The organism is Epilithonimonas zeae (assembly GCF_900141765.1).
In the GTDB taxonomy this organism is placed as follows: domain Bacteria; phylum Bacteroidota; class Bacteroidia; order Flavobacteriales; family Weeksellaceae; genus Epilithonimonas; species Epilithonimonas zeae.
Map to the genome: position 1 here is coordinate 161,707 of NZ_FSRK01000002.1, position 12,982 is coordinate 174,688.

11 protein-coding genes are annotated in these 12,982 nt (G+C 36.9%); 3 read left to right on the forward strand and 8 right to left on the reverse strand.

What is annotated here, in order from left to right; translation table 11 throughout:
• Positions 1-34: 34 nt before the first annotated feature.
• The 3 genes from coaBC (at position 35) to BUR19_RS12535 (ending at position 3,911) form a co-directional block, all read left to right on the forward strand.
• Positions 35-1,228 carry a bifunctional phosphopantothenoylcysteine decarboxylase/phosphopantothenate--cysteine ligase CoaBC gene (gene coaBC, locus BUR19_RS12525; RefSeq protein ID WP_074236478.1) on the forward strand — a complete coding sequence of 398 codons (1,194 nt, stop codon included), beginning with the start codon at positions 35-37 and terminating at the stop codon, positions 1,226-1,228.
• Positions 1,229-1,320: 92 nt separating this feature from the next.
• Positions 1,321-2,226 carry a type IX secretion system protein PorD gene (gene porD, locus BUR19_RS12530; RefSeq protein WP_074236479.1) on the forward strand — a complete coding sequence of 302 codons (906 nt, stop codon included), beginning with the start codon at positions 1,321-1,323 and terminating at the stop codon, positions 2,224-2,226.
• Between the two features lie 35 nt (positions 2,227-2,261).
• Entirely contained in the window at positions 2,262-3,911 is a 1,650-nt protein-coding gene (locus BUR19_RS12535; RefSeq protein WP_074235801.1) for a DNA repair protein RecN, read from the forward strand.
• A 1-nt stretch (position 3,912) separates the two neighbouring features.
• Here the strand turns inward: BUR19_RS12535 and BUR19_RS12540 are convergent, their stop codons facing one another.
• From BUR19_RS12540 to BUR19_RS19160, 8 genes are all read right to left on the reverse strand, one after another.
• Positions 3,913-5,430 carry a GH3 auxin-responsive promoter family protein gene (locus tag BUR19_RS12540; RefSeq protein WP_074235802.1) on the reverse strand — a complete coding sequence of 506 codons (1,518 nt, stop codon included), beginning with the start codon at positions 5,428-5,430 and terminating at the stop codon, positions 3,913-3,915.
• Positions 5,431-5,540: 110 nt separating this feature from the next.
• Positions 5,541-6,182: a 50S ribosomal protein L25/general stress protein Ctc gene (locus tag BUR19_RS12545; RefSeq protein WP_074235803.1), complete on the reverse strand. Its 642-nt coding sequence runs from the start codon at positions 6,180-6,182 to the stop codon at positions 5,541-5,543.
• Positions 6,183-6,225: 43 nt separating this feature from the next.
• On the reverse strand, positions 6,226-7,164 hold the full coding sequence (locus BUR19_RS12550) for a ribose-phosphate pyrophosphokinase (RefSeq protein WP_074235804.1): 939 nt from the start codon (positions 7,162-7,164) through the stop codon (positions 6,226-6,228).
• A 193-nt stretch (positions 7,165-7,357) separates the two neighbouring features.
• Positions 7,358-7,768, reverse strand: a complete 411-nt coding sequence (locus tag BUR19_RS12555) for a BrxA/BrxB family bacilliredoxin (protein WP_074235805.1) — start codon at positions 7,766-7,768, stop codon at positions 7,358-7,360.
• Positions 7,769-8,033: 265 nt separating this feature from the next.
• Positions 8,034-8,480, reverse strand: coding sequence for a GatB/YqeY domain-containing protein (locus BUR19_RS12560; RefSeq protein WP_074235806.1), 447 nt, complete (start codon positions 8,478-8,480; stop codon positions 8,034-8,036).
• A 95-nt stretch (positions 8,481-8,575) separates the two neighbouring features.
• Entirely contained in the window at positions 8,576-10,447 is a 1,872-nt protein-coding gene (ftsZ, locus tag BUR19_RS12565; protein ID WP_074235807.1) for a cell division protein FtsZ, read from the reverse strand.
• A 106-nt stretch (positions 10,448-10,553) separates the two neighbouring features.
• Positions 10,554-11,933 carry a cell division protein FtsA gene (ftsA, locus tag BUR19_RS12570; protein WP_074235808.1) on the reverse strand — a complete coding sequence of 460 codons (1,380 nt, stop codon included), beginning with the start codon at positions 11,931-11,933 and terminating at the stop codon, positions 10,554-10,556.
• A gap of 20 nt (positions 11,934-11,953) precedes the next feature.
• Complete coding sequence (locus BUR19_RS19160; RefSeq protein ID WP_074235809.1) at positions 11,954-12,982, reverse strand: cell division protein FtsQ/DivIB; 1,029 nt, start codon at positions 12,980-12,982, stop codon at positions 11,954-11,956.

The following is a 12,982-nucleotide window of genomic DNA, read 5'->3' on the forward strand; positions in this document are numbered from 1 at the left end:
TATTAATACTTTCGTTAATAAAAATCAAAGCAAAATGAGCTTGCAAGGCAAAAAACTGATTCTTGGGATTACCGGCGGAATTGCTGCTTACAAAATGAATTATCTCGTTCGGGATTTTGTAAAAGCTGGCGCAAAAGTCAAAGTTATTATGACTAAATCTGCAGAAGATTTCGTTTCACCATTGACTTTTTCTACGCTTTCAAAAAATAAAGTTTACACCGATTTTTATGATGACAACAAAACCTGGAACAACCACGTTGAGTTGGCACTTTGGGCAGATCTGATTTTGATTGCACCTTGCACGGCTAATACTTTAGCAAAAATAACCAATGGACTTTGTGACAATTTTCTGATGGCAGTTTATATGTCTGCAAAATGTCCTGTAGTCATAGCGCCGGCAATGGATTTGGATATGTATGTACATCCTACGGTGACGAAAAATCTACAAACTGCCGAAAGCTTTGGTCATCAAATTATTCCTGCAGAATTTGGGGAATTGGCAAGTGGACTTGTTGGACAAGGGCGATTAGCAGAACCTGAAACCATTTTCAAATTTGTTGAAAGTCAATTTTCTGATTCCGAGAAAAAATTAACTGGAAAAAGATTCTTGATCACTGCTGGTCCAACTTACGAAAACATTGATCCGGTAAGATTTATCGGAAATCATTCTTCAGGGAAAATGGGATTTGATTTGGCAAAAGAAGCGGCGAAAAGAGGCGCAGAAGTCATTCTAATTTCCGGACCATCTTCTCAGAAAGTGGATGATAAGAATATTACACTTCACAGAGTAACTTCGGCACAGGAAATGTTTGATGAAGTTTTCAAATATTACGAAAATACAGATGTAGCCATAATGAGTGCTGCAGTCGCTGATTATACTCCGAAAGTTAAAGCCACAGAAAAAATCAAGAAAAACGACAACGAATTAACGATAGAACTGGTTAAAAACAAAGACATTCTCAGAACAATGGGCGAACAAAAAAAGAATCAATTTTTGGTTGGCTTTGCTTTGGAAACTCAGAATGAAGAAGAAAATGCCAAAGGAAAATTAGTCAAAAAAAATCTGGACTTGATTGTTCTTAACTCTCTTCGGGATGAAGGTGCAGGCTTTGCGAATGCTACCAACAAAGTCAAATTTTTTACACCAACCGAGGAACAATCTTTTTCCTTAAAATCAAAAGAAGATGTAGCAAAAGACATCCTGAATTTTATTGAACAGAAATTGTAAGAAAGTCCCGAGTTTTTCGTTATTATTTTATCCTTGTTTCAGATTATTTTCTTTGACAAAGATTGCTTATTTTTACAAACCTATTTATGAGAATGAAAAAACTACTTTATATAATTTGTGCTTTATTTTTTGCCCAAACGGCTTACTCACAAGAGCTTTTAGCAACAGTACAAATCAACAACCAACAAATCGCAGGAAGTAACACGCAGGTTTTCAGAACACTGGAAAAATCATTGCGTGACTTCATCAATAATACAAGCTGGACGGGGAAAAAACTTCAGAACTTCGAAAAAATCAAATGTAATTTTGCAGTGGTTATTTCCGAACGTCCTTCCAACAACAGCTTCAAAGGTTCTATTGTGGTTCAGGCAACCAGACCTGTTTTCAATTCTCAATATGAAACCCCTTTGATGAACATTAATGATACTAATTTTACTTTCGAGTATAATGAAAATGAGAATCTAGTATTTAACGAGAGACAATTTTCAGGAAAAAACCTCATCGACGTTATTAGTTTTTACATTTATGTAATCCTTGGTTATGATGGTGACAGCTACCAATTGAAAGGCGGACAAGCAGCGTTTGACAAAGCCTTCAAAATTGCACAAAACTCGCAGAATCAAAACTATGACGGATGGAATCAGATAGAAAGCCAAAGAAACAGAGGCTCTTTAATTTCCGGACTTCAAAACGAAAATACATCTACATTAAGAACAGTTTATTATAGCTATCACAGATCAGGTTTGGATAATTTGGCAAAACAGGATCAGAATCCAGCTAAAAAAATCATTGCAGAATCTTTGATGCAACTGAAGTTTTATGAAAATAATTTCCAGATGAATTATCCGTTCAGTGTTTTTCTGGAAACCAAAAGCACAGAGATTTTCAACATTTTCAACAGTGGACCTAATACTTCTGTGAATATCAGCGAACTGAAAACGTTGATGAGTACATTCTCTCCGAAAGACATTGATACCAAATGGGATAAATGGAAATAATTATTAATTAATAATCGACAATTAATAATTAAAAAATGCTTTCTAGAATTTTTATTCAAAATTTTGCTCTAATCGATAAATTAGAAATCGATTTAAAAAACGGATTACAAGTCATCACCGGAGAAACTGGTGCCGGAAAATCTATTATTCTTGGCGCACTCCGATTGATAATGGGCGAAAGAGCCGACGTGAAGTCTTTTGCTAAATCTGATGCCAAAAGTATTGTAGAAACCGAGTTCCGAATCACTGAAAACTTCAAAGATTTTTTTGAAGAAAATGATCTGGATTATGAAGAGCAATCCATCATCCGAAGAGAGATTCTGCCAAACGGAAAATCACGCGCTTTTATAAATGACGTTCCTGTAACACTTGATATTCTGAAAGAATTGTCATCAAAACTGATAGACATCCATTCTCAATTCGAAACTTCTAATCTTTTTACAGAACAATTTCAATTCAGAATTCTGGACGGATTGGCAAAAAATAAAACGTTATTAACTGATTATCAAAGTCAATATTTCGGTTATCAAAATACAAAACGAGAAATTGAGCAACTGAAATCTGCACTGGCTGAGAATAATAAGGAATCTGATTATAAAAACTTTTTGCTTGCGGAATTAGAAGAAGCCCAACTTGAAAATATTGATTTTGAGGAATTGCAAAATCAGCTGAATACTCAGGAAAATGCAGAACAAATCAGTGAGCAACTTTCTCAAAGCCTTTCAAAACTGAATCAGGAAGATTTTGGAATTTTGACAAGCTTGTTTGATGTTAAAAATAAGATGCAGAAACTCTCTGAATTATCTTCTGAATATGAAGAAATCAGCAAACGTTTGGAAGCGTCTTATCTTGAACTAAAGGATATTAATTCCGAAATAGAATCCAAAGCTGAAAATCTCGAGATAGATCCAGCTTTGCTTCAACAATTGTTGACATCCGTTAATAAAATCAATGCATTATTTCTGAAACATCAGGTTGATAGTGTTGAAAATTTACTTAAGATAAAAGAAGAATTATCTTCCAGTCAAAGTTCACTAGAAACAATTGAAATTCAAATCGAAGAAAAAGAAAATCAACTTAAACTCATCGAAATTCAACTGGCTTCTCTGAGTAAAAAACTCTCTGAAAACCGAACTAAGTTTTCCGGCAATTTAGAAAATAAAGCCAAAGAAATCTTCGCTCAATTAGGTTTGGAAAAAGCCATTTTAAAGATTGATTTGTCTGATTCAGCGACTTACAATCTTCACGGAAAAAATAATATCCAGATTTTGTTTCAGGCCAATTCCGGTTTTCCTTTGAAACCTATTCAAGGTGCTGTTTCTGGCGGAGAACGTTCCAGAGTAATGCTTGCCATCAAAAAGATAATGGCTGAGAATAATGCGCTTCCAACGTTAATCCTTGATGAAATTGACACTGGTGTTTCCGGAAGAATTGCCGAAGAAATGGGAAAACTGATGAAGGAAATGTCACAGGATCTGCAACTCATCGTCATTACGCATCTTGCGCAAGTTGCAGCCAAAGGAAATGAGAATTACAAAGTGGTGAAATTTGATGAAAATGCGGTAACCAAAACTACGATTGTAAAACTTTCAGAAGACGAAAAACTGAATGAAATTGCACAGTTGATTTCCGGTTCTAAGATTACCGAAGCAGCAATTTCTCAAGCTAAAGAATTGATTGGATAATTTATTGCTGATTAAGCTCTAATAAAGGATCTATATATTCTCTATCGTTGCTTAATCTTGGAACTTTATTTTGTCCACCTAATTTTCCGCGACTTGCCATCCATTCATAAAACAGATTAGGTTTTGCAGAGTGAATGATAGGTTTTCTCAACGTAATATCATTGTAACGTTTCGCCTCGTAATCGGAATTCAAGGTTTTTAATGTTTGATCAAATACGTTGGTAAATTCATCAATACAGCTTGGCTGTTTGGTAAATTCGAAAATCCATTCGTGGCAACCTTTGCTATTGTTGGTCATAAAAACCGGAGCGCCAGTATAGTCAGAAATACTCGCATTGAGGTTCTCACAAGCTATCTTAAGAGCCGTTTCTACATTATCAATCATCAATTCCTCTCCAAAAGCATTGATGTAATGTTTGGTTCTGCCGGAAACTTTGATTCTGTAAGGTTTGATGGATGTAAACTTCACAGTATCACCAATCAAATAACGCCAAAGCCCGCCGTTGGTTGTGATGACAACAGCGTAGTTTTTATTTATCTCTACTTCAGAAATTGGAATAGCGTTTCTACTCCCTGAGTAATACTCATCCATCGGAATGAACTCGTAGAAGATTCCGTAGTCTAACATCAGCAACATCTCATCGCTCCCAGCCTGATCTTGTATTCCAAAAAAACCTTCTGAAGCATTATAGATCTCATAATACCGAATATCTTTCCCAATGATATCCTTGTATTGATTCTTGTATGGTTTAAAACTAATTCCGCCGTGGAAGAACACTTCCAAATTAGGCCAAAGTTCTCCGATGTTATTTTTGCCTGTTTCTTGCAATGTTCTTTGTAAAAGCACCATCATCCAGCTTGGAACGCCCGTCAAACTCCCGACATCTTCATTTTTCACTTCACCAATGATTGCTTTCATCTTGCTTTCCCATTCGGACATCAAAGACGTTTTTTTACTCGGTGTATTGATAATCTCAACCCAAAAAGGAAGATTTTCAATGAGAATAGCAGACAAATCCCCAAATTTCGTATTGAAGTCCTGATAGATCTCCGCACTTCCACCCAATCTAAGATTTTTGTGTTGGAACAGTTCACTTTCAGGATGATTGTTCACATAAAGTGCCACCATATCTTTCCCAGCCTTGTAATGACAGTCCTCAAGACTCTCTGTAGTAATTGGAATGTATTTACTTTTGGCATTGGTTGTTCCGGAAGATTTTGCAAACTGCTTTATCACGCCGGGCCAGAAAACATCTTTGTGTCCTTGCCTTGCTCTTTCTATATAAGGTTCAAAATCCTCATAACAAACAATCGGGACTTTTTTCTGAAAATCTTTATAATTGGCAATGGTACTGAAGCCATACTTCTGCCCATATTCTGTTTCTTCTGCATGGAAAAGCTGAGAAAACAAAAGACCTTCCTGTGTTTCCACGGGATACTTTATAAAATGTTCAATCTGATCCATCCTTTGAAGAATAAACCAATTGACTACTGAATTAAAAAGTGCTTTCGTTGCCATTCTTCACAAATATAATAAATTTTGAGAATGAAAATACTTTGTTTAAAGAAAACAAAAAAGCCATAGAAATTTTCTACGGCTTTTATATTTTATAATAATTAATTTAATTATTATTCTGCAGAAGCTTCTGGAGTTGCATCAGCTGCACCTTCTACTGCTACTTCTTCTTCATCCTCATCATCTTGTCCTGCAGCAGCATTTTTGCTAGCATTTCTAGACATCTTAACAGCAACTACTACTGCGTTGTCTGGATGCATGAAAGAATATTTGTCATTTTTAAGACTTTCTACATAGAATTTGTTTCCAATCTTAAGAGCTGTAATATCCACAACAATCTCGTCTGGCAAGTTAGCCGGGATCGCTTTTACTTTTAATTTTCTGTAAGTTTGTCTAAGAACACCACCAGCAACAACACCTTTGGAACGACCAGTAATTCTTACAGGAACTTCCATGATAACTGGTTTGTCATCAGATAACTGATAAAAATCAGCATGGATGATTCTGTCTGTAAGTGGGTGGAATTGAATGTCCTGAAGAACAGCAGGGATTGTTTTTCCGTCAACTTCCAAAGATACCGTGTGTGCTTCAGGAGTATAAACCAAACCTTTGAAAGCTTTCTCTTCCGCAGAGAAATTCAATGGCTCACCACCTCCGTAAACAACACAAGGAACTAATTCAGCATCACGTAAAGCTTTAGTAGACTTTTTGCCCACGCTTTCTCTTTTTGTACCTTGAATTGTAATAGATTTCATTTTGTATAAAATTATTTTAAGGGTGCAAAGATATTAATTTTTTTTAAATAATAAACTTCTCACTTATAGATTTGTGCTCGTGTACCATATTCATCACATCAGCAAATAATTCTGCGCAAGAAAGCACTCTTATTTTTGAAGATTTCTCTGTTTGTTGTGGAATAGAATCTGTGACAATCACTTCCAAAAGTTGAGAATTCTCGATATTTTCAAAAGCTTTGCCAGAAAGAACGCCGTGCGTTGCCATTGCTCTCACAGATTTTGCTCCTTTTTCCATTAGAATATCAGCCGCTTTACAAAGTGTTCCGGCCGTATCAATCATATCATCAATAAGAATTACGTTCTTATCTTTAACATCACCAATCAGGAACATTTCTTCTACAACATTGGCCTTTTTTCTTTCTTTATAACAGATTACAACGTCTGCGCCAAGATGTCCAGCATAATTTTTCGCTCTTTTTGCACCACCCATATCTGGCGAAGCAATCGTCAAATTATCAAGCGCAAGGGATTGAATATACTTTACAAAAATCGTAGATGCGTACAAATGGTCAACCGGAATCTCAAAGAATCCTTGGATCTGGTCTGCGTGCAAATCCATTGTCATAATTCTGGTTGCTCCCGCAGCAGTCAAAAGATTGGCTACCAATTTGGCTCCTATAGGCGCTCTTGGCTTGTCTTTTCTGTCTTGTCTTGCCAAACCGTAGTAAGGAATTACGACAGTAATGTTTTTGGCAGACGCTCTTTTCGCTGCGTCAATCATTAATAACAATTCCAACAAATTATCCGCTGGTGGAAAGGTAGAAGCAATGAGGAAAACACGTGCGCCTCTAACAGATTGTTCCAAGACCGGCTCAAATTCTCCGTCGCTGAAATGCTGAATATTAATTTGCCCTAAAGGCTGCCCATAAGCCTGAGCGATTTTTTCTGCCAACTCGTGGCTGGTTCTGGTAGAAAACAAATAACTTGCTTGATCTGACATTTTTACTTTTTTGCAAATTTAAAAAATAATGAAAAGTCTGAAAGCCTATTTCCGAACTTTTCATCAATCTATTTTTATTATTTATTAGAAATGATATGCTATTGCTTGCTATCATTGGATTCTCAAAACAACCCCAAGAATGATTTCATAAAAAAAGACCAAAACATTTCTATTTTGGTCTTTTATATTTTTCTTAGCAATACTCATCAAAAGCTGCCTGAAGATTCGCAGCAATGGCGCCCGCAGGATTACCTTCGATATGGTGTCTTTCTAACATATGCACCAACTCTCCATCCTTGAAAAGTGCCACAGCTGGCGAACTTGGAGGGAAAGGCGCTAGCAATCTTCTAGCTTCTGCAACGGCATCAGTATCAAATCCTGCAAAGGCTGTTACCAAATGGTCAGGCTTCTTCTCGCCTGTTAAAGAGTACAAAACGCCTGGTCTTGCCGCTCCCGCAGCACATCCGCAAACGGAATTGATTACTAATAATGTTGTCCCGCTTTGTTTAAGCGCTTCGTCAACTTGTGCCGGTGTTGTAAGGTCTGCAAACCCTTTATCTGTAAGTTCTGCCTTCATTGGCAATACTAAATCTGCTGGATACATATTAAAATATATTTTAGGTTAATTTCTGAATTGCAAATTTAATCAAATAAAACTTTGATTGTCTTATTTATCATTCTATTAAAATCATTCCGAAAATCTATTGAGACATTTTGACTGATTTTCATTATTTACATCAAAACAAAAAACCCAAAATCCGAAGATTCTGGGTTTAATCAAATCGATATGCATATTAAGTATATCCGTAGAAAATAAATGATAAAATATTAATTATAAATAATTATCAATTATCGTTTAGCATTTATAATTAGGAAAGTAACTTTTTAACCATTGCGGAAATGCTCTTTCCGTCAGATTTTCCGGACAATGCTTTGGAAGCAACGCCCATTACTTTTCCTAAATCTTTAATAGACTGCGCTCCGGTTTCAGAAATAATTTTCTTGATTTCTGATTCCAATTCTTCGGCAGACAATTGTTTTGGAAGAAACTTTTCAATCACTTTGGATTGCGCTTCTTCCACTTCAGCAAGGTCGGTTCTTCCCTGAGCCGTAAATTGGTCATAAGAATCCTTTCTTTGCTTAATCATTCTTTGCAAAATTGCAATTTCCTGTTCTGCGGAAACTTCTGCGCCTCTCGCTTCAGTTTGCAACAAAATAATCTGCGCTTTTACAGCACGAAGAGAATCCAGAGCGACTCTGTCTTTCTCTCTCATTGCAGTTTTTATTGCTTCGCTTATCGTACTTTCTAAACTCATAATTTTTGCTTTTGGCGAATAGCTTTTGGCAGTTGGCTTTTAAAATGCATTCCAATTGGAAAGCTAAAAGCTAGATGCAATAAGCCAATCGCAAATTAATCTACATCTTTATTAAGGAAACGGTTTTCTCTCAGTTGCATACTTCCATTGTTGTCAGACAAATAAGTGTTGATATTTTGGTCAGATGCATTTGAACCATCGATATTGATGTTCTTTCTCTTGAAAGCCGGAACTGTTTCGAAAACATTTTCATTGTCCAATTGCTGGTAACGAGAATTGAATTCTTTCAACTTGTTTCTTCTTTCCATAGCTTTTGAAGTATCAGGCGTTTTGTTGAAGAAAGTGAATCCGCCTTCAGTTTCCTGAACTGGTTCAGGTTTTTTTTCTTCTACAATTTCTTCCTTAGTTTCTACAGCGAAAGAAAATTTGGTTGGTTCTTCAACTTTTTCCTCGATGATTTCGTTAACGATTTCTTCCTTTACTTCAGCAACAATTTCTTTTTCAATTACAGGAAATTCTTCTTCAACAGCCGGTTCATTGATTGTAAAAGTTACTTCAACCGGTTTTTCGATTTCCTCTTCTTTGAAAGACGCTTTTGGCTTATCCTCAACTTCAAAAGTAAAAGACTGCGCCTCTAAATCTATCTCTTCGTAGCTTTCTTCTTCGAAAGTGAAAAGGTTGTATTCCTGTTTTGCGTTGTTATAATCATTTGAGAAATCTTGGATTTCCTCATTTTCGATGATTTGAGTTTCAGTTTCAACTTCTTCTACAAGACTTTCTGCAACTGAGTTAGTTGGAAAATTTGAAGTTCCGAAATCGTCCTCATCTTCTAAGCGAAAAAAATTTTTCCCAGATTCTGTCTGTGATTTTGCTTCTTCCTGAGCTCTGCTTTTGAACGGAGATTCTCTGTGTCTGGATGATGGATTTGGTCTGTCTTCCAAAGAATATTTAATGGTTTCAGTAGCTCCAGAATGTTTTTTGTCATCATTAGAAAAACCTGTAGCAATCACCAAAACGCTTACTGCGTCGCCCAATTCTTCATCTGTTCCAACTCCAAAAATGATATCAGCCGTATTTCCAGCTTCTTTCTGAATGTAGTCCATAATTACTCCGATTTCGTCCATCGTAACCTCGGAAACACCACTTCTGATTAGCAAAAGCACATTCTTTGCACCGGTGATTTTGTTATCATTCAACAATGGGGAATCCAATGCTTTTTTCACAGCTTCTTCCGCTTTTTTCTCGCCGGTTGCAACACCAGTTGACATCAACGCTGTTCCGGAATTTGCCAAAACAGATTTCGCATCACGGAAGTCAATATTAACATCGAAATAGCCAGTAATAACCTCTGCCATTCCTTTGGCCGCATTGGTCAAAACTTCATCGGCTTTTGAGAATCCCTGCTTGAAACCAAGGTTTCCGAATTGTTGTCTCAATTTATCATTATTAATAACAATCAAAGAATCAACGTTATTTCTTAATTTATCAAGTCCTAAGTTCGCTTGGTCCAATCTTCTTTTTCCTTCAAAACTAAAAGGCACGGTTACGATTCCAACTGTCAGAATTCCCATTTCCTTAGCTACTTTTGCAATCACAGGCGCAGCACCAGTTCCGGTTCCACCGCCCATTCCGGCAGTTATGAAAACCATTTTGGTGTTTTGTCCCATTGCCGCTTTGATTTCGTCGATACTTTCGATGGCCGCTTTTTCGCCAACTTCTGGGTCAGCTCCTGCTCCCAAACCTTCCGTCATAGAAATTCCTAGCTGAACTTTATTAGAAACCGGATTGTTATCCAAAGTCTGGGCATCTGTATTACAAATCACGAAATCTACACCGTAAATCCCTTTTTCGTACATATGCTTCAAAGCGTTGTTTCCACCGCCCCCAACACCAATCACTTTGATGATGGAGGAATTCCCTTTTGGAAGGTCAAATGAAAATCCTTGTGTATTAGTTATATTGTCCATAGTATGTTATTTTTTCAATTTTGTTAAATCGTTAAATCGTTGATTTGCAAAATTGTCTATTTGCTAGTTTTACGATTCCACGATTCCGCGATTTTACAATTAATAGTTACTCTTCTACTTCTTCAAAGAATTTTTTTACTTTATCCATAAGAGATTGTCCGAAAGTAGGTTTGCTTCTTCTGTTCTCTTCTTTTGGTTTTGCAGCTTCTTCAATGCGCTGAACTGGTTGAGGTTTCTCAGCTTCTGCAGTTGGTTGTGCAACTGGTTCTGCTTTGGCTACAGCTTCTTCGATAATTTCCTCTTCGGTTGGAAGGACTCTTTTATCTCTGATTTTAAGACTTTCCATTAACAAACCGATTGACGTTGCAAATTCTGGTCCTTTCAGATATTGGTTTTTATCGTTCGCCACATATTCGTTAGCGAAGCCAATTCTGCTGTCGAAACCGGTTGTATAATTCGCCAATTGACGAAGGTTTCTCAAGTTGGAACCACCTCCAGTCAAAACGATTCCTGCAATCAGTTTTTTCTTTTGCTCGAAAGCGCCGTAAGCTTTCAACTCCGTATTTACCATTTCAAGAATTTCTTCAACTCTTGCATTGATAATCTGAGCCAAAACTTTCAACGAAATCTCCTTATCCGGACGGCCGTGCAATCCCGGGATTGTCACATAAGTACTGTCTTTTTCCAATTCCGGAACAGACGAACCGAACTTCACTTTCAATTGTTCTGCGTGTTTCTCGATGATTGAACATCCTTCCTTTATATCATCGGTGATAATTCCACCACCGTAAGGAATCACACAAGTATGACGAATGATGTTATCTTTAAAAATCGCGATATCCGTAGTTCCTCCACCGATATCTACAATCGCAACACCAGCTTCTTTTTCTTCTTTAGTCAGAACTGCTTCAGACGACGCCAAAGGTTCCAAGGTCAAAGCTTCCATCTCCAGACCTGCTTCACGAACGCATCTTGCAATGTTTCTGATAGAACCCATTTGTCCCACTACAACGTGGAAATTAGCTTCTAACCTTTTGCCGTGCATCCCAACCGGTTCCTGGATTTCACCTTCAGAATCTACTTTGTATTCCTGAGGCAAAACGTGGATGATTTCTTCTCCAGGCAACATTACCAATTTCTTTACCTGGTCTTTTAGTTTCTCGATATCATCTTCTGTGATGTATCTATCCGGATGCTCTCTCATTATATAATCCGAATGCTGGAGAGAACGGATATGTTTTCCTGCAATCCCGACAGTTACCTTGTGTATAGGAACTCCAGCGCTGGATTGCGCTTCTGCCACTGCAGTTTTGATGGAATTGATGGTTTGGGAAATGTTGTTCACGATTCCTTTGTGAACACCAAGACTTTTAGCCTTCCCAACGCCCAGGATTTCGATTTTTCCGTGAGCGTTACGTCTTCCGACAATGGCGACAATCTTGGTTGTCCCAATGTCCAGACCTACTGAATACTCTTGATTTTCCATTATATGCTCGATTTGATTTTTTATTCTACTACTACTTTTGCTTTTTTCTTTTTATCAGAAGACGATTTGGAAGTGGTTTCCTTTTTCTTTTCCGAAGATTTTTTCGGTTCAGATTTCTTCTCTACTTTTTTAGGTTTCGAAGTTTCTTTCTTGACCTCTGATTTTTTAGCTTCAGCTTTTTTTATTTCTTTTTTCGGTTCCGGCTTGGGTTCCGATTTTTTAGTTTCTGTTTTTGCCGGAACTGATGCTAATGATTGCGTCGGTTTTTCTTCCGGTTTTGTGATTTCAATTTTTGGTGCATTTCTCAGAATACTGTCGTTTTCCTTGAAATAAGGATTCAGTGTGGTTACAATCTGATTATTGTATTTAACCGAAATCTTTTTGTATTTCTCAGGGCTCTGATAAACCAGATATTTCTCTACAAAAGTTTTAAATCCTTTAACCTTAAAATCAATATTTTCTAAATCTCCAATCTCAACTTTGTAATTCCCATCGCTCGTCAGAAGATTATAATTGTCTTTTTCTTTCTTGATTCCGATGAAATATTTTTTACTAAAATCATCTTTGTCAATTTTCTCAACCAACTTTCCGAGTTCCTGATATTCAGAAGCTTCAACATCACCCATTACCAACATACACGGATAAGAAAAATTTCTCGAAATCGGGAATTCTACGCCTTTTTCGTCCACATAAAAATCTTTTCCATTTTTATTTAATCTGAAAACCGGAACTCTTTGCTTAATATCAACATTAAGGTTTCCGTTCAGATTCATATAAACATTCGCACTGTCAACGAATGGATTTTCATTAATTTTTTTCTCCAATTCCGGAATCTTCACATCCCCGATTTTTCTTGTCGGGTTGTATTGTTTCACCAAATCCTTGATGTCCTTCTCATCAATGAAATAAACCGGCGTTTTGCTTTGGTTCATATTGATAGACACATTCTCCATCTTGGCGTTGTTGAAACGCTTCAACGAGAAACTGAGCAGAAATCCAAAAAGGACCACTGTTACCAATATCTTCAATATTCTCCACTTGTTTTTCAT

Bases quoted from the DNA above. Each gene is read 5' to 3' on its own strand.
- coaBC (WP_074236478.1), top strand. From the start codon at position 35: ATGAGCTTGCAAGGCAAAAAACTGATTCTTGGGATTACCGGCGGAATT.
- BUR19_RS12535 (WP_074235801.1), top strand. From the start codon at position 2,262: ATGCTTTCTAGAATTTTTATTCAAAATTTTGCTCTAATCGATAAATTA.
- BUR19_RS12545 (WP_074235803.1), bottom strand. From the start codon at position 6,182: ATGAAATCTATTACAATTCAAGGTACAAAAAGAGAAAGCGTGGGCAAA.
- ftsA (WP_074235808.1), bottom strand. From the start codon at position 11,933: ATGGAAAATCAAGAGTATTCAGTAGGTCTGGACATTGGGACAACCAAG.
- ftsZ (WP_074235807.1), bottom strand. From the start codon at position 10,447: ATGGACAATATAACTAATACACAAGGATTTTCATTTGACCTTCCAAAA.
- BUR19_RS12560 (WP_074235806.1), bottom strand. From the start codon at position 8,480: ATGAGTTTAGAAAGTACGATAAGCGAAGCAATAAAAACTGCAATGAGA.
- porD (WP_074236479.1), top strand. From the start codon at position 1,321: ATGAAAAAACTACTTTATATAATTTGTGCTTTATTTTTTGCCCAAACG.
- BUR19_RS12550 (WP_074235804.1), bottom strand. From the start codon at position 7,164: ATGTCAGATCAAGCAAGTTATTTGTTTTCTACCAGAACCAGCCACGAG.
- BUR19_RS12555 (WP_074235805.1), bottom strand. From the start codon at position 7,768: ATGTATCCAGCAGATTTAGTATTGCCAATGAAGGCAGAACTTACAGAT.
- BUR19_RS19160 (WP_074235809.1), bottom strand. From the start codon at position 12,982: ATGAAAAACAAGTGGAGAATATTGAAGATATTGGTAACAGTGGTCCTT.
- BUR19_RS12540 (WP_074235802.1), bottom strand. From the start codon at position 5,430: ATGGCAACGAAAGCACTTTTTAATTCAGTAGTCAATTGGTTTATTCTT.